Genomic DNA, 22,467 nt, shown 5'->3' with positions numbered 1-22,467 from the left:
AAAAGAATACGCAAATCAATCAATCGTCTGATTGCCGCTATGCTCCACTATATATTTAGCTCGGTGAAAAAGCTCATCAAAGGTAACAATCTCTGGGCGATGTAGATTTTTGCGAAATAATTCAAATGAACGATACTTATTTTCATTGAGGCCGTTGTCGGTTTGAAACTCGTTCAAACTACCTATAACAAGCACTGATTTCGGCTCAAAGTTGAAGACTACCTCCCCTGTGGGATCGCCACCACTATTTGTCGGCTGAACCTTTCGAGAATACAGTTCCATTGCTTCCTGGACGGTAGCTTGCGATTGGGCGACTCCACCCGACAATTCCTCCGAAGGTTTCCACGCACCTGAACGATAGGCCTTTGAATCCAAAAGCGCCGTGTCGTGCCTCTTAATTTCCACGTAACAAAGGGCACTCACATAAGCTTGCGTTTTTAGCAGAGCATCTGCCCGTTTACCGACTGTAGCGATAGAATGTCCGACAACAGGTTGTTCTAATCCCCGCCCGTCTAAGTTAGAGAAAAATGAAAAGGATAACCCATATCCGAAAATCCAGTTATTCTTCTCAAAGAATTTTTGCCAAAGTCCCTCAGCAGTTGTGCATAATCTCGATTGCTGTTTTGCAAAATACTCGGCATCGATTAGTAGACGCTCAAAAACATCAAGCTGTTTTCGCCGATAACCGAGGGCCACTATATCTCTTGTCAACTCTTCACTTTGAACCAATTGCTCTATCATTTCGCGATTTTCTAAAAAAACACGGCGAGCCTGATCCTCATCAATAATTATCTGCCTCAGATCACTATCTGAAATGTTCACCTTTCCAGTATCTGGAAAATGGAAATTCTTAATGTTGAGCAAGAATTCAATAAGATTGTCTATTTCTTCGCCAACGAATGAAAAGTGATACTTATCAGATGGCCCAGAAGTTTTATTGAATTTCTGAATAGTTAAGGTGAATATTTGCCTGTCGTCTTCGGTAAATTTAACGACTATCTCATGCCTACCTGAAAACGTCTTTCGCAAGACAAGTTCATCATGTTCCCTAGCGTAGACATAGCCTCCGTCTACATCGAAAACCTTGGAAGCAATTCGCATCGAAGGTTCGTTGTTCCCAGGGACTATCCTACGACTTATGTAGGTGCGGTCCGACTGCTTCTTCCAGTGATATTCAGCATCATCTGTCATGCAAAGATTATGCAGCATATTTGCGAATTAAGCGACATTGCTTCACTTGCTATACACAGGTCGATAGTATTAAATTTTTAATCTGACATTGAGGGCGCTACCATCGAGCACCCGCACCATAACAAAACTCATTTGATGAGAAATGGTGCCCGGAGGCGGATTTGAACCACCGACACGCGGATTTTCAATCCGCTGCTCTACCAACTGAGCTATCCGGGCACTTCAGGTCCTTGAAGAACCTCCGCTTTTGGCGGGCGGGGCTGTTTGGTGCCCCGAAAGTGAGCGGGGTTATAACATCTTGTTCGGACATGGCAAGCGCCATCGCGAAGTTTTTTGACAGTTTTTTCACGGCGCCTGTGGATGGTTGAAATCTATGCCCGGCGAAGGCCGGATTGCGGCGGAAAACCCGCTCTCGGGCATCCGCCGCCGGGCCAGCGGGCGGCGGCGCAGCGGGTGGCGGCTTATGCCCCCTCATTGCGCCGTGCGGCAAGGCCAAGCGCGATGGGCACAACGGCCACCAGCGCCGCCATGACGGGCGAGGAGGCGAAGATGCGGCTTGCCAGCGAGGTGACGGCAACGGAGCGCACCACCGTCATCAGGCGCGAATTCTCGCGATCGCGCTCATGCCGGGCATCGGCGGTTTTGTGGTGCGACGGATTGGCGGCGGCTTCCAGCCGTTTTACGTCGCGGCGAATCTTTTCGAGCTGTTTGCGCAGGTCTTCCAGTTCCGCCCGCAAGGATGATTCCGGCGGGGCGGAGGCCCGCACCCTTCGGGCAGCAGCGGGTTTTGCAGCCTTCTTCTCCACGGCCTCCTCGTCCAGTTCGGCCAGATGGTCGTCAAGATCTGAGGGCTTGTCGAAACCGTGGGATCGCAGTGGTGCTTTCATCGCTGTCTCCTGAGGCGTGCTGAATTGCGGCGGCGGGCGCTTTTGCCCGGTCAGCCTTTTCAACGCCTCAGCCCGGCAAAGGATGCACGGAAAGCAGGGAGACGGGCATAATAAAACAGGCCCCGAAGGGCCTGTTCAATGTCTCTCTTGAAGCCTCAGGCCGCCTTGGCGGCGCTGGCATAGGGATCGAAGCGACCGTAGAAGGTCTCGCCCTTGGCGGCCATGTCCTTCAGCAACGGCGTCGGCTTGAAGCGTGGGCCGTAGGTCTCGCTGAGCTTTTCGGCGAGTGCGACGAAGTTCTTCACGCCCATGCCGTCGATGTAGGACAGCGCACCGCCGGTATAGGGCGCGAAGCCGAAACCGAGGATGGAGCCGACATCCGCCTCACGCGGATCGGTGACGATGCCTTCTTCCACCGTGCGGGCGGCTTCCAGCGCCACGGTGACGAGGAAGCGCTGTTTCAGCACCTCCATATCCACCGCTTCAGGCTTCTGCTGCGGATAGAGGTCCTTCAGGCCGGGCCAAAGGGACTTCTTGGCGGGCTTTGGCGGATAGTCGTAAAAGCCCTTGGCGTTCTTGCGGCCGAAACGGCCCTCGCCTTCCACCAGCGTCTTCACCAGCTCCATATGGCGCGGATCGACGGCCTTTTCGCCGAGATCGGCGACTGTGGCTTTCAGAATCTTGTAGGAAAGATCGATCGCCACCTCATCATTCAGCGCCAGCGGGCCGACCGGCATGCCGGCGAATTTCGCGGCATTTTCGATCATGGCGGCGGGTACGCCTTCGATCAGCATATCGTAGCTTTCCGCCATGTAGCGCAGCACGCAGCGATTGACGAAGAAGCCGCGCGTATCGTTGACCACGATCGGGGTCTTCTTGATCTTCGCCACATAGTCAAGCGCGACGGCGAGCGCCTTGTCGCCGGTTTCCTTGCCGAGGATCACTTCCGTCAGCATCATCTTCTCGACCGGCGAGAAGAAGTGGATGCCGATGAAATCCGTCGGGCGCTTCGAGTTCTTCGCAAGGCCGGTGATCGGCAAAGTGGAGGTGTTGGAGGCGAAGATCGCGCCCTGCGGCAAGACGGCTTCCACGGCTTCGATGACGGCTTTTTTCACGTCGCGGTCTTCGAAGACGGCTTCGATGACAAGATCGGCATCGGAGAGCGCCTTGTAATCCGCCGTCGGGGTGACGAGGTCGAGCAGGGCCTTGGCCTCATCCTGCGTCAGCCTGCCCTTGCCGATGGCGGCCTTGACGCTTTCCTCGCAATGGCCCTTGCCCTTGTCGGCGGCGTCCTGATCGCGGTCCACCAGCACAACGGGGATGCCAGCGGCAGCGGTGACATAAGCGACGGCAGCGCCCATGAAGCCCGCGCCGACAACGCCGATCTTCTTGAACTCGGTCTTCGGCTGGCCGGCCGGGCGGCGCGCGCCCTTGCCCAGTTCCTGCATGGAAATGAACAGCGAGCGGATCATGCCGAAGGCTTCCTTCGAGCGAAGGATTTCGGTGAAATAACGCTGCTCCACCTTCAATGCGGTATCGAAGGGCAATTGCAGGCCTTCATAGACGCATTTGAGGATGGCGAGTGCGGCCGGATAATTGCCGGCGCTTTCACGGCGCAGGATTGCCGGTGCTGCGGGCCAGAGCTGGGCTGCGGCAGGCGTCCAGATGCCGCCGCCGGGGGCCTTGAAGCCCTTTTCATCCCAGGGGGCGACCGGTTTCAGGCCGTCCTTGATCATCTGCTTCGCAGTGGAGACCAGCTGATCCGGCTCCACCACCTGATGCACCAGACCCATGGCCTTGGCGCGCGCGCCGGTCAGCGACTGGCCGGTGGTCATCATCTGCAATGCCGATTGCGCATCCGTCAGGCGCGGCACGCGCTGGGTGCCGCCGGCGCCGGGGAAAATGCCGACCTTGACTTCCGGCAGGGCGATCTTGAGGTTCTTGGCGCTGGAGGCGACCCGGCCGTGGCAGGCAAGCGACAGCTCAAACGCGCCGCCCATGCAGGTGCCGTTGATGGCGGAAACCCAGGGCTTGCCGTTGGTCTCGATCTTGCGGAACAGGCCCGTCATGCGGCCGACCAGTTCGAAAAGCTTTGCCGCCGCCTGATCCGGGTTCTTCGTCTTCTCATCATTGTAGAAGGAGAACATCGACTTGATCATCGAAAGATCGGCGCCGCCGGAAAAGGTGCTCTTGCCTGACGTGAAGACAACGCCCTTGACGGCGCTATCGGCGACAGTCGCGTCAACAATGGCGTTCAGCTCGTCCATCACCTCTGATGTGAAGACGTTCATGGATTTTTCTGGCATGTCCCAGGTGACGAGGGCGATACCGTCTGCGTCCGTCTCGATGGTGAAATTGGTGTAAGTGCTCATTTGGGATTCCTCTTCCCTGAATTTCCTGACGCGTCTAACTCCTCCTTCCCGTCATGGTCGGGCTTGACCCGACCATCCAGCACCTCGGCGTGGATCCTCGGGTCAAGCCCGAGGATGACGGAAGCGGGGGTTGTTACCGCTGCCTCAAACCCGCTCGATAACCGTCGCCGTGCCCATGCCAGCGCCGATGCAGAGCGTGACGAGCGCGGTGTTCAGATCGCGCCGCTCCAGCTCATCCAGCACCGTGCCGAGGATCATCGCGCCGGTTGCACCCAGCGGATGGCCCATGGCGATGGCGCCGCCATTGACGTTCATCCGATCGTGATCGATGTCGAAGGCCTGCATGTAACGCAGGACCACGGCGGCGAAGGCTTCGTTGAGTTCGAAAAGATCGATATCGGCAAGCTTCATGCCGGTCTTTTTCAGGAGCTTTTCGGTCACATCCACCGGGCCGGTGAGCATCAGCGCCGGATCGGAGCCGATATTGGCGAAAGCCTTGATGCGGGCGCGGGGCTTGATGCCCATCGCCTCGCCGCCCGCCTTCGAGCCAACCAGCACGGCGGCCGCGCCATCGACGATGCCGGACGAATTGCCGGCGTGGTGCACGTAATTGATCCGCTCCACTTCCGGGTGCGCCATGATGCCGACGGCTTCGAAGCCGCCCATTTCACCCGGCATCTGGAAGGAAGGGTTGAGCGAGGCGAGCGCCTGCATGTCCGTGCCGGGGCGCATGTGCTCGTCACGGTCGAGGATCGTCAGGCCGTTTGAGTCCTTCACCGGAATAACCGACTTGTTGAAATAGCCCTTTTCCCAGGCATGCGCCGCACGCTTCTGGCTTTCGACGGCATAGGCGTCGACATCGTCACGGGAGAAACCATACTTTGTGGCGATGAGATCGGCCGACACGCCCTGTGGCATGAAGAAGGCCGGGAAGTTCACGGAAGGGTCCATGTACCAGGCACCGCCAGACATGCCCATGCCGACGCGCGACATGCTTTCGACGCCGCCGGCGATGACGATATCGTCAGATCCCGCCTTGACCTTGCCGGCTGCGAAGTTGATGGCATCGAGACCCGAGGCGCAGAAGCGCGAGATCTGCATGCCCGGCGCCCTGTTGGAATAACCGGCCTCGAAAGCGGCGGCCTTGGGGATCACCGCACCGGCATCCATGACGGGATCGACGCAGCCCATGATGATGTCGTCTACCGTGGATGTATCAAGTCCATTGCGGTCGCGGATGGCTTCCAGCGTCTTGGCGGCAAGGCGAACGGAAGGCACCTCATGCAGGCTGCCATCCTTCTTGCCGCGTCCGCGCGGGGTGCGGACATGGTCGTAGATAAATACGTCGGTCATTGTTTCTCTCCCTGCGGCGTCAGAAACGCCAGCCTCATCAGAATGCTTCCGCAGCCAGTTCCATCATGGTGTCCGCGCCGGTTTCGATGCGGGCCTTGCGCAGCGCCGTTTCCGGCATGATGCGCTCCATATAAAACTTCGCCGTGACAAGCTTGGTCTTGAGGTAATCCTCGTCCGAAGCGCTGCCTGCTGCAAGCGCTTCGCTGGCGGCTTTCGCCATGCGCGCCTGCATGTAGCCCAGCACCACGATACCGAAGAGATGCATATAGTCCGTCGAGCCGGCACCGGCATTGTCGGGTTTCGCCATGGCGTTCTGCATGAACCACATGGTTGCGGCCTGCAGGTCGTTCAAGCCCTTCTTCAGACCCTTGGTGTAAAGGCTGAGTTTTTCATCGGCGCGGTTTTCCTCGCAGAAATCGCCGATTTCCTTGAACAGCGCAATGACGGCACGGCCGCCATTCATGCCGAGCTTGCGGCCGACCAGATCGAGCGCCTGAATGCCGTTGGCACCCTCATAGATCATGGTGATACGCGCATCGCGGACATATTGGCTCATGCCATGTTCCTCGATGTAGCCGTGACCGCCGAAGACCTGCTGCGCCATCACCGCATGGTCGAAGCCCTTATCGGTCAGCACACCTTTCAGAATCGGCGTGACGAGGCCAAGCAGGTCGTCCGCCGCCTGCCGCTGTTTTTCGTCAGTGGCGCGGTGGGCGATGTCGGATTGCAGCGCGGTCCAAAGCAGGAAGGCGCGGCCGGCCTCGTTATAGGCCTTGATGGTCATCAGCGTGCGACGGATATCGGGATGCACGATGATCGGGTCGGCCTTCCTGTCGGGGAATTTCGCACCCGAAAGCGAGCGGCCCTGAATGCGCTCACGGGCATATTCAACCGCGTTCTGGTAGGCGATCTCGCCAACGGAAAGACCCTGCAGGCCAACGCCGAGGCGGGCTTCGTTCATCATCACGAACATGGCCGAAAGGCCCTTGTTCTCAGCGCCCAGAAGATAACCGGTCGCATCGTCATAATTCATGACGCAGGTGGCGTTGCCGTGAATGCCCATCTTGTGTTCGATGGCACCGCAGGTGACGCCGTTGCGCTCGCCCGGCGTGCCGTCTTCCTTCACGAGGAACTTCGGTACGATGAAGAGCGAAATGCCCTTGGTGCCTTCCGGTGCGCCTTCGATGCGGGCAATTACCAGATGAACGATATTGTTCGTCATGGAATGTTCGCCGGCGGAGATGAAGATTTTCTGGCCGGAAATTTTGTAGCTGCCGTCAGCCTGCGGCACAGCCTTGGTGCGCAGCATGCCGAGATCGGTGCCGCAATGGGGCTCGGTGAGGTTCATGGTGCCGGACCATGTGCCTTCCACCATCTTCGGCAGGTAGGTGTCCTTCTGCTCCTGCGTGCCATGCACCAGAATGGCGGCAATCGCACCCTGCGTCAGGCCGGGATACATCATCAGCGACAGGTTGGCCGACGACATATATTCGCCGATGGCGGCGTGCAGCGTATAGGGCAGCCCCTGCCCGCCGAATTCCGGCGGAACGGCAAGGCCGATCCAGCCGCCTTCGCAATAGGCGTCATAGGCATCCTTGAAACCATCCGGCACGGAAACCGAACCGTCATCGGCGCGTTTGCAGCCTTGGCTGTCGCCGGAAAGGTTGAGCGGGAAAAGCCGCTCTTCGGCAAGCTTTGCGGCTTCACCGGTAATGGCCTCGATCATGTCGGGGGTTGCATCCTCGAAGCCGGGCAGGTTGTTATACCGCTCCAGGCCGAGAACGTCGTTCAGGATAAAAAGCGTGTCTTTAACTGGGGCCTTGTAAACAGGCATTACCGATGTTCCTCCGCATCGTGGGCGCCGGCGATAATCCGGCCGATATGGGATGACAATATTTGACGTGCGCGTAAACGTCAAATAAATTTCAGCGGAATATCCCTTCTCCTTTTTCGCGGAATGGACGTCCGGCCCGGCGCAGGGCTGTCGCCTGCCGCAAAAGTTAAAAAATTCCGACCATAGTTAACCACTTCTTTACCACGTTTCGTGAATTCTCCCGACAGAGGTAACTGCTTCGTACTCCGGCGCATTTTCCTCAACGGGGGCGAATACCGGCTCTAGGATTGCTGCATGTTGCGGCGACGGCGTGTCCAGACAGGCAACGTCGCGACAGATAACCGGGCACGGCGGGCGGAAGCGAAGCGAGCGAAAAGATGAACGGATTGCGATCGAAAACCCAACAGCCAAGCGACAGATCGTCTCTTGATGCGCTCAATCGCACCATTGAAGGCCTTGAAGCCCGTATCGAAGGGCTGATGAGCCAGAAGTTCCCGCGCGACCCCCGGGCCGCGAGCGCTCAGCCCGAAGCGAAAAGCGAGGCTTATGCCGCGCGTGCCGCCGTCACGCCGCCGCAGCTCGATCCCGTCAACGAAATCCGCCAGCGCCAGCGTCTCCTCGAGGCGAGCTTCCAGCGCCCGCAGGAACCCGCCGCCCGCCCGGAACGAACGATTACCAGACCGCTTGCACCGGAATACCGGCCGAGGGATGCGCAGCAGGCCGCCGCTCCCGCACCGCGCGCGCGTTCCATCCCGCCCTATCAGGAACCGCAGCGCAATGACGCGGCCCTGCAGGAAATCGCCCAGGCGCTCGTCAATCTGCGGCATGAGCTGAAGCACGACATTGCCGAGGGCGTTGCCCGCGAAGCGCAAGGCCTGCGCACAGAGATCCGCAATATTCGCGCGGTGGCGGAAGACCAGCAGTTCATCGGCGATCTGCGCGACGATATCGCGCGGCTGGCCGGCAGCATCGACCAGCTCGGCAATCTGGCGTCTCCGGATGCCTACGGGCTGCGCAACGAATTCGAGGACCTGCGCCTGACGATCGATCAGCTTGCGCGCGAAGACAGCGTGCACCGGATCGAAAGCCGCTGGAACAATGTGGAAGACACGCTGCGCGGTTTCGACGCCAGCGCGTTGCAGGATGAGATCGTTTCGCTCGCCTATCGTCTCGACGACATCAAGACGCAGCTCGGCGGCATGAGCAACAATCCGGCCGTGCGCGTGCTCGAAGACAAGCTGATCGCCATTGCCAGCGCCGTGGAGCAGCTCGGCAAGCACATGCAGCCGAACGAGGCGGCCTTTACCGAACAGTTTTCCGGTCTCGACCAGCGGCTGGACGAAATCAGCCGCGCCATTGCCGCAACCGGCACGCGCGCCAATGCGCAGGCAACGGACAATGCGCTGGCGCAGCGTCTGGAAACCCGGCTGAACGGCCTTGCCGAACAGCTCGGTGACATCAACCGCCTTGCCGCCGCAAAACCTGAACCGGCGCTGGACCTGACCGCCCGTCTTGAAGCGCTGGCGGGCAAGATCGACGAACTCAGCACCGCCCGCGACGCCGCCCAGTTGCATGAGCGGCTGGACCAGCTTTCCCTGCTTCTGGAGCGTTCGCAACGCCCCTCGCAACAGGCGGAGCTGACGTCTTTCCTCAGCGACATTTCCCGCAAGATCGATGCGCTGGATCACGGCGCCGTCAATGACGGTCTGGCAGAGCGGCTCGATACGCTCTCGCGCCGGATCGAGGACCTAGACTATCGTTACAGCCAGCCGCAGCCGGCATCGGGCCTCAGCGAAAGCGCCTTCTCGCGTCTGGAAGAGCGGCTTGGCAATATTGCCGCCCGTCTCGACGAGACCGCCCATGCCGCGCCCGCCGACAGCCACGCGCTGGCAAGCCTCGAAAACCAGATCGCCCATCTCTCGACGCTGATCAGCCAGCCGGTGCAGATGCAGGCCGCGGGCATGCCGCCTGAACTCGATGCCCGCATGGCGGCCATCGAAGACTACATGGCGTCCAACGACGAATATATCATCGAGGCAGCCCGGCAGGCGGCCGAGGCCGTTCTGGACGCCTATACCCGTAACAATCTCTCGGCCGGCGCAAACCTCGCCGACATGACCATGCTGACCGATCTTGCGACCGATCTGCGCAATCTCGAAGCCTTGAGCCGCAACACCGAAGAGCGCACGCACCGCACATTCGAAGCGCTGCATGAGACGCTGGTGCAGATCGCCGGCCGGCTGGATAACCTCGACAATGCCCCCGTCTACCGCGAAGAGGCCGCGCCCCGCAACGTCGCGAAGCCTGTGTCGGCCCCTGCGCACGAAGATGTGTCCATGCCGGCCGCCATCTTCCCGGAAGAGGGTTATATCGCCGAAGAACAGGCCATTCTCGACGCCGACGGGAAAGATGGGGATGCCATCGTGCCTCCCGCTGCGGCAAAGCCCGCGAAGGCGGAAAAAAAGAGCCTGCTTGCCGGCCTGACGAAGCGTTTCAAGACGGGTACGGCAAAGACCGTCAAAGCCGCAGAAGAACCCGTATCGGCCTCTTCCTCCGCCCGCACGCAGGTCGAGCCCGCCCCGTCGCTCGATCCGATCGACGTTCTGCCGGCAGGTCAGGAGAACGAACTTCTGGAGCCAGGTTCGGGTGCGCCTGATATCAAGAAAATCCTCGAGCGCGTGCGCGCCAGCCAGGTGGCCGCCAGCGGCAAGGCCGCAGACGCCGAAGGACGGACGGATTTCATTGCCGCCGCCCGTCGTGCGGCGCAGGCCGCCGCCATGGAAACATCGCCGGAGAAGCTCGATACCGGCAAGAAGGGCCGCAAGGCCGAGGCATCGGGGCTTTCGCGCTATCGCCGCCCGCTGCTGCTCGGCATCGGCGCCATTCTTCTGGCGATGATGGCCATGCCGCTCGTCAAGACGCTGATCGGCGGCGCGGAAGCCCCGGCTCCGGTCATCGAGCAGAAGCAGGACAGTGGCCCGGTTTCCGCGCTTCCCGAAGCGGGCGACAAGGCCGTGACCATTCCGTCCGATCTCGCCATCGATCCGGAACAGGCCGCATCCGCCGACAGCATCGAAAACGCCGCACCGGCGGAAAACATCATCGATCCCCGCACCGTCGGCGGCGCACCGCTGCCTGACGAGCCGCCGGTTGCCGAGGTTCCTGCCGTGGATGCGGCAAATTCCGGCACCGTCGCGCAGAACGAACCTTCGGCTCCGGCACAGGTCGCAGCCACGGCTGTTCCCGCCCAGGACGCCATCACCGTTCCCGCCGGCATCGAGCCGGCATCGCTTGCCGAAGCGGCCGCCAGGGGCGACACGCAGGCGCTGTTCGAGATCGCAGCCCGCTACACCGATGGCCGCGGCGTTGCCGCCGACCGCACCGAGGCGGCAAAATGGTACAAGCTGGCCGCTGATCGTGGTCTTGCACCCGCGCAATATCGTCTCGCCAATCTCTACGAGAAGGCGAACGGCGTCGAACGCAACCTTCCCGAAGCCAAGCGCTATTACACGCTGGCCGCGGAACAGGGCAATGCGGGCGCCATGCACAATCTCGCCGTCCTGCTCGCTTCCGATGCGGCCGGTCAGCCGGATTTCGCCGCCGCCGCACAATGGTTCATCAAGGCTTCCGACCTCGGCGTTCGTGACAGCCAGTTCAACCTCGCCATTCTCTATGCGCGCGGCAGCGGCGTGAAGCAGGACATCGAGGAATCCTACAAGTGGTTCGCCATCGCCGCCAGGGATGGTGACGCCGACGCCGCCCAGAAGCGCGACGAAGTGGCGGGGGCCTTGAACCCGCAGCAGCTTCAGAGCGCAAAGGCCAAGGTGGACGCCTGGAAGGTCAAGCCGCTTTCGGAAGATGCCAACAGCGTCAACCCGCCCGAGGAATGGGCCGGCAAGGAAGGCGTGAAAACCGCTTCCGTGGACATGGAAAAGGCGATCCGCAACATTCAGGCGATCCTGAACAAGAACGGTTTCGATGCCGGCCAGCCTGACGGCAAGCTCGGCAAGAACACCGTGACGGCCATCAAGGACTTCCAGAAGTCCGTGGGCCAGACGCCGGACGGCCGCATTACCAACGAGCTGGTGACCGCGCTTCTCGCCCGCAACAAATAAACATTCGAGAACCGGCGAAGCGGCCCCTAGGCCGCTTTCGCTCAGCCCGGCGCAGGAATGTGGCCGGCTGCCGACACACGGCCGCTATCTTTCCAAATTATCAACGTATTTACCGTTGAATGTTGACAGGTCAGGCCCTCGCGGGCATGACGGATGAAGGCTGGGCATGCCCGGTCTTTTCAGACAGAAAGTGTAAATCGCGGCGCGGCCCCCTCACCCGGACAAGCCCTGCCGCCCGGAACCATTTGCCCGAGGTCCGAGCCGTGACTGTCTATCTGCCGATCGCAGAACTGTCGGTGAATATTTTCATCATTCTCGGCATGGGCGCGGCCGTCGGTTTTCTTTCCGGCATGTTCGGCGTGGGCGGCGGCTTTCTGATTACCCCGCTTCTGATCTTCTACAATATTCCGCCTGTGGTGGCCGTGGCGACGGGTGCAAACCAGGTGGTCGCCTCCTCCGTATCAGGCTCGATCACGCATTTCCGGCGCGGCACGCTCGACGTCAAGCTCGGTAGCGTGCTGCTTGTGGGCGGTCTGGTCGGGGCGACGGTCGGCGTGTGGATATTCTCCTTCCTGCGCAGCATCGGCCAGCTCGATCTCATCGTCTCGCTGCTCTATGTCATCCTGCTCGGCACCGTCGGCGGGCTGATGCTGAAGGAAAGCATTTCGGCGCTCCGCCGCGCCGCCCGCAACGAAACCGTGACGCTGCGCCGGCCGGGCCATCACAACTGGGTGCACCGCCTGCCGCTGAAAATGCGATTCAAGAAATCGAAGATCTATCTCAGCATCATTCCCATCGTCACGCTGGGTTTCGGCATCGGCATCCTCACCTCGATCATGGGTGTGGGCGGCGGCTTCATCATGGTGCCGGCGATGATCTATCTCTTACGCATCCCCACCAGCGTAGTTGTCGGCACCTCGCTGTTCCAGATCATTTTCGTAACTGCCTATACGACCGTGGTTCAGGCGGCGACCAACTATTCCGTCGATGTGGTGCTGGCCTTCATCCTGATGGTGGCGGGCGTCATCGGCGCGCAATATGGCGTGCGCGTCGGCCAGAAACTGCGCGGCGAACAGCTGCGCGCCCTGCTTGCGCTTCTCGTTCTCGCTGTTGCGCTTCGCCTTGCGGTATCGCTGGTGGTGCGCCCGGAAGACCTGTTTTCGGTGGCCGTCGGGGGGTTAGGTTATTGACCCGCCATTTGCTGCTTGCCGCCCTTGCGCTGGCCTCATGTCTCACCTTCGGGCAGACCGCTTCGGCCCAGACGCCGCCGCTTGCCCTGCCCCCCGGCCCGCAGCAGCGATCCCTGCTGGAAAATATCGAAATCGGTGCATCGACGACTGAAATTCCCATTGCTTCCGATTTTCGCGGCGCGGATTTCACGCTTTTCGGCGCGCTGAACAATACCGACCAGTTGCTGCTCGCCATCGGGCAATATGATATTGTCGTGACGCTCGAGGGACCGAGCGACTATATGACCGTGCGCAAGAAGGAGCGTGTGGCGGGCATCTGGATCAATACCAGCGCCATCACCTTCACGCCGCTGCCGGAATCGTATTCCATGGCCAGCACGCGCAATATCAGCGATGTCGCCTCGCCCGGAACGCTCCGCGCCATGGGGCTTGGCGTCGACCATCTGTCACTGAAAAGCGCGGTCTTCTCCGGCGTACCCGACAATGTCTTCGATTTTCAGGAAGCCTATCGGCGTCTGAAGCTTTCCAGCGGCATCTATCGCAACGACACGACCGGGGTGCGGCTGGAACGCACCGGCCTGTTCTGGGCGACCCTGCGCCTGCCCGCCAACGTGCCGAACGGCGTGCACACCGCACGCGCCTATCTCTTCAAGAGCGGCAAATTCATCGCCCAGCGCGAACTGAAACTGCGCGTCGTCAAGACGGGCATGGAGCAGGCGATCACCGACGCCGCGCATCAGACGCCGCTTGCCTATGGCGCGCTCTGCGTTCTGCTTGCCGTCGTGACCGGCTGGGGCGCCAGTATCATCTTCCGCAAGGACTGATCGGTTTTCATCCCGCAAAAGAGAGCGTCTGCCGTCCTTGTCGGCAAAGATAGCATTCGCTTCCGCCATCGGTTTGCAGTAAAATTCAAGGCGTTACAATCATACATGCAGCTCAAGGCGGCATGTGCGGTTGTGACCGGGATGAAAAGGAGAAATGTCATGTTCAAGCACATTCTCATTCCCACCGATGGCTCGCCGCTGGCGCAGATCGCAATCGACCAAGGGTTCGCTCTCGCCAAAGAGGCAGGCGCAAAGGTGACCGTCGTGACGGTATCGGAACCCTTTCACGTGATTGCCAGCGATGTCGAGGACATTGCCGCGATTGCCGAAGAAGAATTCCACCGCTGCGAGGAAGCGGAACATCTGCTGAGGGATACGCAGGCGCAGGCCACTTCCATGGGGCTGGATTGCGAAGCGCTGCTGGCGCGGGCGGGAAGGCCCGACGAGGCGATCATCGAAGCCGCCAACAGGAGCGGCTGCGATCTCATCGCCATGGCCTCGCACCGGCGCAGGAGCTTCGTGGAAATGCTGCTCGGCAGCGTCACGGCCAAGGTGCTGAAGAATTCGAAGATACCGGTGCTGGTCTACCGGCAATAGAGCATTTCCAGTAAAGCTGCGTAAGCGGTTTTACGTCCGGAAAATACGCTCAGTCGAGAAGATTTGAAAACCGCACCGAATAGATGCGGTCCCTCCCCATCAGATGCGCGACGAGAGCGGCATGATCGAACAGGCCGCGCATGGCCTTGTGCCGCAAATCCAGCCCGCCGCTCATCACCCCGAACGCCGGCATCAACAGACGCGAACCATCGGTGGCGAAACAAGGCCGCCGCACCGTCTTTTCGCGGCGGCGGACCGTGGCGGAGGGATGCAGGTGCCCGGCGATTTCGCCGGCGGCATCGCCCGGTTTCGGCTCGTGGCGGAAGACGAGAGTGCCGTAAAACATTTCGTCCACCGAAGAGCCCGGCAGATCGACCGTGCCGTCGGGATCGTGATTGCCGTTGATCCATATCCATTCGCGGCCACGGGCCATGTCGCGGATGAGCTCGCGCAACGGCAGCGGCAGGTGCTCGGAACCGACGCGGTCGTGGAAATTATCGCCAAGGCTGACGACGATCTTCGGATCGTAACGGTTGACGAGGGAGGAGAGGATTTTAAGCGTGGCGATGGTGTCGTAAGGCGGCAGCATACGTCCGCGCCGGGCGAACGCCGCGCCTTTTTCCAGATGCAGGTCGGAGACGACAAGCAGCGACAGGTCCGGCAGGTAAAGCCCACCCAAAGGATCGCACCAGGCGGCGACGCCATTGATGGCGGTTTCGCTGCCGAGGCATTCGAAGCCATTGGAAAACCTGTCGCTCAATGTCAGCCGGCTTAGCACTTTTGCCTTTGTTCCTTCATTCCGCTCAGATGTTTCAGGACATGGCCTCGGCGACCAGCTCGTCGGCGGCCTCGGCCAGCACATCGTCCATCGCCTCGCCCGCCACCGTCTCGCGGCCGATTTCCAGCATGACGGGAACGGCAAGCGGCGAGACATGTTCCAGCGCGCGATGGGTTGTGTGACCCTTGATTCGCCTCAGCATATCGCCAAGACGGCCAATGTCCAAAAGTCCCGCCGCGGCATCGCGCCGCGTCGCTTCCAGCAGGATATGATCCGGCTCATGGCTGCGAAGAACGTCATAAATAAGATCGGCGGAGACGGTGACCTGTCTGCCGGTCTTTTCCTTGCCCGGATGGCGGCGCTCGATCAGCCCGGAAATGACGGCGCAATTGCGGAAGGTACGCTTCAGCATGAAGGATTCGTCCAGCCACGCCTCCAGATCGTCGCCCAGCATGTCCTCGTCCAGCAGGTCTGCAAGCGACAGGCGGCGGGATTTCAGCCGCCTGCCGATATCTTCCATGGCCCAGATGGCGAGCGAATAATCGGTGGCGACGAAACCCATCGGCTTGGCGCCCGCGCGTTCCAGCCGTCGCGTCAAAAGCATGCCGAGCGTCTGGTGTGCCAAGCGTCCCTCGAAGGGATACATGACCATGAAGAAGCGCTTGCGGAAGGGGAAGGTCTCCACCAGCAGCTCGTCGCGCTCGGGAATGATCGACTTTTCCTTCTGGATCGCCAGCCAGTCGCGCACCTGATCCGGCAGGGCATGCCAGCGCGCCGGGTCTGCCAGCATGGAGCGCACCTGATCCGCGAGATAGGTGGAGAGCGGAAACTTGCCGCCGGCATAGGAGGGTATCTTCGGGTCCATGGAGAAGGCCTGCGAGACCAAGCATTCATTCTCGCGGATACCTTCGAAACGCAACACCTTGCCGGCGAAGAGGAAGGTATCGCCCTGCACCAGCTGTTCGAGGAAATATTCCTCGACTTTGCCGAGCGACATGCCGCCGCGCCCGACCGTGCCCTTGGCATTGCGCTTGACCATGCGGACATTGAGTTCCGCCGCCTCGACGATGGTGCCGAGGTTCAGGCGATATTGCTGCGCGACCGCCGGATTGGAGACGCGCCAGCGACCGTCCTTCATCTGGCGGATGCGGGCGTAACGCTCATAGGTGCGCAGCGCATAACCGCCGGTCGCGGTGAAATCCACCACCCTATCGAAGGTAGTCCGCGGCAGGTCGGCATAGGGCGAAGCGCTGGTCACTTCACGATAGAGATCATCCGCATCGAAGGGCTCGGCGCAGGCCATGCCGAGCACATGCTGGGCAAGAACATCGAGCGCGCCCTCGGCAATCGGCGGCGTATCCTGCGCGCCGATATAATTGGCATCCAGTGCGGCGCGGCACTCCATCACCTCGAAACGGTTGGCGGGAACGAGGATCGCCTTTGACGGCTCATCCATGCGATGATTGGCGCGGCCGATGCGCTGGGCAAGGCGGCTTGCGCCCTTCGGCGCGCCGACATGCACGACGAGGTCGACATCGCCCCAGTCTATGCCGAGATCGAGCGTGGAGGTGGCGACGACGGCGCGCAATTTGTTTTCCGCCATGGCCGCTTCCACCCTGCGGCGCTGGCCGGCATCCAGCGAGCCATGATGCAGCGCAATCGGCAGATTGTCGTCATTGATGGTCCAGAGTTCCTGAAAGATCAGCTCCGCCTGCGAACGGGTGTTGACGAAGATCAGCGTCGTCTGATGGTCCTTCAGCGCGGCGTACAAATCCTTCATGGCGTAACGTGCCGAATGGCCGGACCATGGGATGCGCTCTTCAGTGCTCAGGATGGAGATATCCGGCTTTGCCCCACCCTCGACGGTGATGAGACCGGCGGGCGGCTCATCCTGCCCCTGCGGTGCGAGGTAACGGCGCAAATCCATCGGCTCCGCCACCGTGGCCGAAAGGCCGATGAAGCGCACATCGGGTGCGTGCCGGCGCACCCGGGCGAGCGCCAGCGACAGCAGATGGCCGCGTTTGGAGGTGACGAGCGAATGCAACTCGTCGAGCACCACATATTTCAGGTCACGGAAAAAGCGCTCGGCCTCCTTGTTGGCGAGCAGAAGGGAGACCTGTTCCGGTGTCGTCAGCAGAATGTCTGGCGGCTTCACCTTCTGGCGCTGGCGTTTGCCCTGCGGCGTATCGCCGGTGCGGGTCTCAATGGAAATCGGCAGGCCCATTTCGGAGACGGGTCTGGTGAGGTTGCGTTCGATATCCACCGCCAACGCCTTGAGCGGCGAGATATAGAGCGTGTGCACGCCGACGAAGCCGGAGCCCGGCGGCACCTTGCCGCGTTCCGCCAGAGCGGTGAGCGAGGCCATGAAGCCGCCCAGCGTCTTGCCGGCGCCCGTCGGCGCGATCAGCAGCATGTTCTCGCCGCCGCGCGCCCGTGCCATCAGCTCCAATTGATGCGCGCGCGGAGACCACCCTTTTTCGGCAAACCATTTCTGGAATGGAAGGGGCAAAGTGCCGACATGGGTGCCGGAAATGGGAGACTCGGTGTGTTTCACGTCTTCAAGGTAGTGAAAAACCTGCAAAAAAGAAGGGCGGAACGGGACCGCTTGACAGAAAGCATAATCGCGGATAAATTTTATCCACGATACTGAAACGAACCGCACAGGGACAAGTCGGATGAAACTCGGCGACGGCGTGGAACAGGCCATTCACAGCGTGGGCATGCTGGCGGGGCTTTCCGAAGGCGGCGTGCTGTCTGCAGCGGCGCTGGCCGAATTTCACGGCGTTTCCACCAGCTATCTGCTGAAGCATCTCCAGTCGCTGTCCAATGCCGGGATTGTCGCCACCGTGCCGGGGCCGAAGGGCGGTTACCGTCTGGCCCGGGCGACCGACAGGATCACCCTGCTCGATATCGTGCTGGCCGTCGAAGGCCCACAGCCTGCCTTCCGCTGCGCCGAAATCCGCCAGCGCGGGCCGAACCCCTTGCCGGGGCGTTATTTCACCAAGCCCTGCGGCATCAATGCCGCGATGCTGAAAGCGGAGAAGGCCTATCGGGCCGAACTCGCCAAAACCACCATCGCCGACATTCTGGGCGATCTTGCCGCCAATGACGATGGCGGGATTGCCGCGCGAGGCTGCGCCTTTCTGGAGCTGAACGAGCGTAAAGCAGCGACGCGCTGATACAGCCAAACCTTAACCAACCCAATGCCGGTCAGCCCGACAGCTTTCCGGACCGATGACGCATGACTTCAAACAGACCCAACCAATGGAGAGACCCATGAAAACCCGTGTTAATTATGCCAAAGCATCGCCCGAAGCCTTCAAGGCCGTCATGGCTCTGGAAAATTACGTTCAGGGCAGCGGGCTAGAGCGCCGCTTCGTTCACCTCATCAAGCTGCGTGCCTCAATCATCAACGGCTGCGCTTTCTGTGTGGACATGCATGTGAAGGAAAGCCGCCATGACGGGCTTTCCGAACAATGGATCAACCTGATGAGCGTGTGGCGGGAATCCCCCGTTTATACCCAGCAGGAACGGGCGCTGCTCGGCTGGGTGGACGCGGTGACGAAGATTGCCGAAACCGGCGCCCCGGATGACGCCTTCGAGGCGCTGAAGGCGCATTTTTCCGATGAGGAGATCGTGAAGATCACCGTCGCCATCGGCGCGATCAACACCTGGAACCGCATTGCCGTCGGTTTCCGCTCGCAGCATCCGGTCGATGCGGCTGCGAAGGCGGCGTGACCTCTTAAACCCGAAACGGGCGGCCGCTACATGGCGATGTAGCGGTCGTTCCTGTGATTGATGGCAAGCGTGAGGTTCATGACCAGCGCACCGAGGACGGAGCAGATGATGACGAAAGGTGTGGCCACGAAAAACGAGCAGGCCAGCACCATGCCGTCGAAGGCGAGCTGCACGAGGCCCGCGCGCCAGCCGAAACGATCCTGCAGATAAAGCGCCAAAATGCCGAAACCGCCGAGGCTGGTGCGGTGGCGAAACAGCGCCAGCATGCCGGCCGCAACCGTCAGCCCGCCGAAAAGTGCGGCGGCAACCGGATTGATGCTCTGAAATGCGAAAAAGCCGGGCATATATTCCGACAGCAGCGCCGTCATGGCGATGGCGCAGAAGGTCTTGACCGTGAAGGCAAGGCCGAGGCGACGGAAGGCGAGATAATAAAACGGCAGATTGACGAGGAAGAACACCGCGCCGAAGCTGAAGCCGGTAGAATAATGCGCCAGAAAGGCAAGGCCGACGGTGCCACCGGTGAGCAGGCCCGCGGCAGAAAGCAGTGTCACACCGAGCGAGACGAGCATGCTGCCGGCCAGAACGCCCTGGGCATCCTCCAGCAGCGAATGACGATCGGGCGCGGAAGCCCAGATATTCAAGCGCTTGCGTGCAGTCGTATCGACCATGCCTGTTCCCCTGATTTTCCGGCCTCTGTCGAGCTATTGCGCAAAAGCGCGATGGATTTCAAGCGTGCTTCGCTCAACGCACAACGATGTATCTGTCCGAGCGGTGATTGATGGCCAGAAACATGTTGAGCACGAAAGCGCCGACAATCGAATAGACAACCGTGGCCGGATCGATGATGAGGAAGGCGCAGAGCATCACGAAGGCATCGAAGGCCAGCTGGATGAGACCAGCGCGGATGCCGAAGCGATCCTGAATATAGATGGCGAGAATGCCGATGCCGCCGAGGCTGGCGCGGTGACGATAAAGCGCCAGCAAGCCGTAACCCAGCAACAGACCGCCGAGCAGGGCCGCCCAGAGCGGGTTGATGCTGTCGATCACCATCCAGCGCGCTTCCACTTCCGTCAGCACCGAAACAAGGCCAATGGCGATGAAGGTCTTGAAGGAAAAGGCAAGACCGAGGCGACGGAAGGACAGGTAATAAAACGGCAGATTGACGAGGAAGAACAGGAGGCCGAAGCTGATGCCGAAGGCATAATGCAGGAGAAAGGCGACGCCGGCGGTGCCGCCGGTCAGAAGGCCGACCTTGTTCAGAAGATAAAAGCCGAGCGCCGACACGATGGCGCCGGTGACGATGCCCTGCACGTCTTCCACCGGCGCATGTTTGGCCGGATCGGAACTCCACATGCCGTAAACGCTTCTCGTTCTGCTCACGCTTTTTTCCTCAGCTTCAGGCATATTTTGCACTGCAAAAAACATCTGAGCAAGATGGATACGTAAGGAAGCCTGACCTATCGCGAAAATGGCAAGAAACGGAATGTTCAGGCTTTGGCGCGGGCAAGAAAAAGAATGCCGGAAAGGGGTTTTCCGGCATCCTTGCGAATGGTGGTTTTGCGGATTTCGATGAGGGAAAAGCCCGTCCGCTCAAGAAGCTCGGTCACGTAGCTCTTCGAATGGGCGTAACGAAGGGATTCCCGCAGCACGAAACCGTCTTCCTCCCCCGCATCCTCCACCGAAAAGGCGAAAAAGCCTGAAGGCGAAAGCAGGGCGGAAACGAGCGGCATGACGGTTTCGAGACTGCCGAGATACATCATCACATCGGCGGCGGCCACAAGGCCGGCGCGGTGCTGCGCTAGCGTGGGGGTGAAGAGCCCCGAGGCCTCCGGCTCCAGCGAAAGATCGGCCTGGTCGAGATGATCGTAAAGCCCCTTTTCCTCCGCCTTGGCCAGCATGTTCTGGGAAATATCGAAACCTTCCAGCCGGTTTGCGAAGGTGCGGATTTCAACGCCAAGGAGACCGGTGCCGCAGCCAATATCGACAATGGTGTCGAACGCGCCGCTTCCCGCCGCCTTGCCGATCAGTTCCGCCAGCTTTTGCGGCACGCTGTAATCCAGCTTTTCCACAAGCGAGGTTTCGAAACGGTCGGCATAATCGTCGAAGAGCCCTTCCACATAGCGGCTCGGCGGTTGCTCGGGCGTTTCGGCGGCGCCGAGAACCGCGAGTTTCAGCTCGGCTGCAAACAGTCCTTCGGTGTCCAGCTCGGCGACTTTCCCGTAGGCCGCCACGGCTTTTTCCGTTTCGCCCGCTTTTTCGTGATATTCCCCGAAGCGAAACCAGCCCGCTGTCCACCGCGGCGCAAGCTCCAGCGCCTGTTCCATGAGTTCGGCGGCGGCGGGAAAGTCACCGCTCTCCGCCAGCATGCGGGCATAGTCCGCCCGGCGGTCGGCAATGACGTCACCGGAAGAAAACTGGTTTGGGGCCATTCAAGATTCCTGAGAAGATGTCGGCTGTCATTTATCAAGCCATAAAAAAACTCAAGTCCTATTTCATGGCGGCCTCGTGGAATTGGCGAATTTGACGCGATATAGTGCGCCGAAACTTGCATCGAAGCGTCGTGCTTCATATGTCAGGACAAAACAGGAGACGTGCTGATGGCCGGTGAGGTCAACAAAATGCTGGGTGACACGGTGGCCCGGACCGTGGTGAAGCTGCTGGTGGTTTCATTGCTCGTCGGCTTTCTGATGGCGATCTTCGGATTGACGCCATGGAACATCATCTACGGCGCGCGCGATTTCGTGGTCGATCTCTGGCGCAGCGGCTTCCATGCGCTGGGCGCAATCGGCGACTATCTGATCCTCGGGGCAACGATCGTCATTCCGGTTTTCATCATCCTGCGCCTCCTGAGCTACCGCCGCTGACATGACCCACTCCACGTTTCAAATGCTTTCACGGCGCGGCTTCGTGTTGCTTTCCGCCGGCTCCGTTCTTTCCGCCTGCGTTTCCATGCCCACCAACAAGGGCATGCCCTCCGGCACCCGCGACGAGACGGCGGCGGCCCTTCCCATGGTCAACGATCTGCGCCGCTCCAAGGGGCTTTCGCCGCTTGCCATCAATGGCGCGGCAAGCGGTGCTGCCGCCTATCAGGCCGGCCGCATGGTCAAGGCGCAGAAGATGGCGCATCTGATCGGCCTGACCGACAGTTTCCTGATCCGCATGAAAGACGGCAATGTGCCGCTTCCGGCAGCGGAAAACGTGGCCGCCGGGCAGGACAGCGTCGAGCGGGTGGTGAAGGCCTGGATCGGCTCACAACATCACCTTGAAAACATGCTCGGGCCCTATAACGGCCTCGGCGTCGCTGTCGCCTATGACGCGGCCAGCCGCAACCGACCCTATTGGGCGATGGTGCTCTGCGCCTGAGATAGTGGTGGGGTTTTGGGCGGAAAACACTCATATTTTTCGCCATTCCGCCGGCTCCCTCCATACTCGACGTCATCCTCGGCCCTGTGCCGAGGATCTAATCAGGTCCAATAAAATCAATCGGTTGCAGATGCTCGGGACAAGCAACCGTGGATCTACTGTGCGAATGCCGGGTCTGATCGAGCGATTGCGTTGAGGATTGTGATGAGCTTTCGCACGGTTGCG

At 60.4% G+C, this 22,467-nt stretch carries 18 protein-coding genes and 1 tRNA gene; 8 read left to right on the top strand and 11 right to left on the bottom strand.

Translation table 11 applies throughout. The features are described 5' to 3' along the window. Window positions 1–15: 15 nt before the first annotated feature. From ACQZ5N_RS21915 to ACQZ5N_RS21890, 6 genes are all read right to left on the bottom strand, one after another. A complete protein-coding gene (locus tag ACQZ5N_RS21915) occupies window positions 16–1,191 on the bottom strand; it encodes a Shedu immune nuclease family protein (RefSeq protein ID WP_448734115.1) in 1,176 nt (391 codons plus the stop codon). A 143-nt stretch (window positions 1,192–1,334) separates the two neighbouring features. Next, window positions 1,335–1,410: transfer RNA gene (locus ACQZ5N_RS21910), tRNA-Phe, on the bottom strand. 242 nt (window positions 1,411–1,652) lie between these two features. Continuing rightward, window positions 1,653–2,078 carry a hypothetical protein gene (locus tag ACQZ5N_RS21905; protein WP_448734114.1) on the bottom strand — a complete coding sequence of 142 codons (426 nt, stop codon included), beginning with the start codon at window positions 2,076–2,078 and terminating at the stop codon, window positions 1,653–1,655. Between the two features lie 155 nt (window positions 2,079–2,233). Next, on the bottom strand, window positions 2,234–4,450 hold the full coding sequence (locus tag ACQZ5N_RS21900; RefSeq protein WP_448734113.1) for a 3-hydroxyacyl-CoA dehydrogenase NAD-binding domain-containing protein: 2,217 nt from the start codon (window positions 4,448–4,450) through the stop codon (window positions 2,234–2,236). Window positions 4,451–4,594: 144 nt separating this feature from the next. After that, complete coding sequence (locus ACQZ5N_RS21895; RefSeq protein WP_448734112.1) at window positions 4,595–5,803, bottom strand: acetyl-CoA C-acetyltransferase; 1,209 nt, start codon at window positions 5,801–5,803, stop codon at window positions 4,595–4,597. A 37-nt stretch (window positions 5,804–5,840) separates the two neighbouring features. Next, window positions 5,841–7,637, bottom strand: a complete 1,797-nt coding sequence (locus ACQZ5N_RS21890; protein ID WP_448734111.1) for an acyl-CoA dehydrogenase C-terminal domain-containing protein — start codon at window positions 7,635–7,637, stop codon at window positions 5,841–5,843. 377 nt (window positions 7,638–8,014) lie between these two features. Between ACQZ5N_RS21890 and podJ the strand changes: the two genes are divergently transcribed. From podJ to ACQZ5N_RS21870, 4 genes are all read left to right on the top strand, one after another. After that, complete coding sequence (gene podJ / locus ACQZ5N_RS21885; RefSeq protein ID WP_448734110.1) at window positions 8,015–11,752, top strand: cell division protein PodJ; 3,738 nt, start codon at window positions 8,015–8,017, stop codon at window positions 11,750–11,752. Window positions 11,753–12,015: 263 nt separating this feature from the next. Then, a complete protein-coding gene (locus ACQZ5N_RS21880; RefSeq protein WP_003522786.1) occupies window positions 12,016–12,942 on the top strand; it encodes a sulfite exporter TauE/SafE family protein in 927 nt (308 codons plus the stop codon). Further along, a complete protein-coding gene (locus ACQZ5N_RS21875; protein ID WP_035265149.1) occupies window positions 12,939–13,766 on the top strand; it encodes a TIGR02186 family protein in 828 nt (275 codons plus the stop codon). Before ACQZ5N_RS21880 ends, ACQZ5N_RS21875 begins: the two co-directional genes overlap by 4 nt. Before the next feature lie 159 nt (window positions 13,767–13,925). Further along, window positions 13,926–14,363, top strand: coding sequence for a universal stress protein (locus ACQZ5N_RS21870; RefSeq protein ID WP_003522788.1), 438 nt, complete (start codon window positions 13,926–13,928; stop codon window positions 14,361–14,363). Window positions 14,364–14,412: 49 nt separating this feature from the next. On the opposite strand, the gene pdeM is transcribed toward ACQZ5N_RS21870, so the two are convergent. Continuing rightward, window positions 14,413–15,141: a ligase-associated DNA damage response endonuclease PdeM gene (gene pdeM / locus ACQZ5N_RS21865; RefSeq protein ID WP_448734109.1), complete on the bottom strand. Its 729-nt coding sequence runs from the start codon at window positions 15,139–15,141 to the stop codon at window positions 14,413–14,415. A gap of 34 nt (window positions 15,142–15,175) precedes the next feature. Beyond that, window positions 15,176–17,695, bottom strand: a complete 2,520-nt coding sequence (locus tag ACQZ5N_RS21860) for a ligase-associated DNA damage response DEXH box helicase (protein ID WP_448734108.1) — start codon at window positions 17,693–17,695, stop codon at window positions 15,176–15,178. A gap of 121 nt (window positions 17,696–17,816) precedes the next feature. Here ACQZ5N_RS21860 and ACQZ5N_RS21855 point away from each other — a divergent pair, with 121 nt between their 5' ends. Together ACQZ5N_RS21855 and ACQZ5N_RS21850 are read left to right on the top strand one after the other, a co-directional pair. Then, on the top strand, window positions 17,817–18,320 hold the full coding sequence (locus tag ACQZ5N_RS21855) for an RrF2 family transcriptional regulator (protein ID WP_059760503.1): 504 nt from the start codon (window positions 17,817–17,819) through the stop codon (window positions 18,318–18,320). 97 nt (window positions 18,321–18,417) lie between these two features. Continuing rightward, window positions 18,418–18,879, top strand: coding sequence for a carboxymuconolactone decarboxylase family protein (locus ACQZ5N_RS21850; protein WP_448734107.1), 462 nt, complete (start codon window positions 18,418–18,420; stop codon window positions 18,877–18,879). 26 nt (window positions 18,880–18,905) lie between these two features. Here the strand turns inward: ACQZ5N_RS21850 and ACQZ5N_RS21845 are convergent, their stop codons facing one another. The 3 genes from ACQZ5N_RS21845 to ACQZ5N_RS21835 form a co-directional block, all read right to left on the bottom strand. Beyond that, complete coding sequence (locus tag ACQZ5N_RS21845; protein WP_269828233.1) at window positions 18,906–19,547, bottom strand: YitT family protein; 642 nt, start codon at window positions 19,545–19,547, stop codon at window positions 18,906–18,908. A 73-nt stretch (window positions 19,548–19,620) separates the two neighbouring features. Then, entirely contained in the window at window positions 19,621–20,232 is a 612-nt protein-coding gene (locus ACQZ5N_RS21840; protein WP_448734135.1) for a YitT family protein, read from the bottom strand. 134 nt (window positions 20,233–20,366) lie between these two features. Further along, a complete protein-coding gene (locus ACQZ5N_RS21835) occupies window positions 20,367–21,308 on the bottom strand; it encodes a methyltransferase domain-containing protein (protein WP_448734106.1) in 942 nt (313 codons plus the stop codon). Between the two features lie 168 nt (window positions 21,309–21,476). Here ACQZ5N_RS21835 and ACQZ5N_RS21830 point away from each other — a divergent pair, with 168 nt between their 5' ends. Together ACQZ5N_RS21830 and ACQZ5N_RS21825 are read left to right on the top strand one after the other, a co-directional pair. Then, a complete protein-coding gene (locus ACQZ5N_RS21830) occupies window positions 21,477–21,743 on the top strand; it encodes a DUF6460 domain-containing protein (protein ID WP_003493739.1) in 267 nt (88 codons plus the stop codon). Between the two features lies 1 nt (window position 21,744). Then, on the top strand, window positions 21,745–22,242 hold the full coding sequence (locus ACQZ5N_RS21825) for a CAP domain-containing protein (protein WP_448734105.1): 498 nt from the start codon (window positions 21,745–21,747) through the stop codon (window positions 22,240–22,242). Window positions 22,243–22,467 lie beyond the last annotated feature (225 nt).

Source organism: Agrobacterium sp. 22-221-1 (assembly GCF_053522445.1).
Note: the sequence above shows the minus strand (reverse complement) of the source record. Positions and strands in the feature narration are given on the sequence as shown.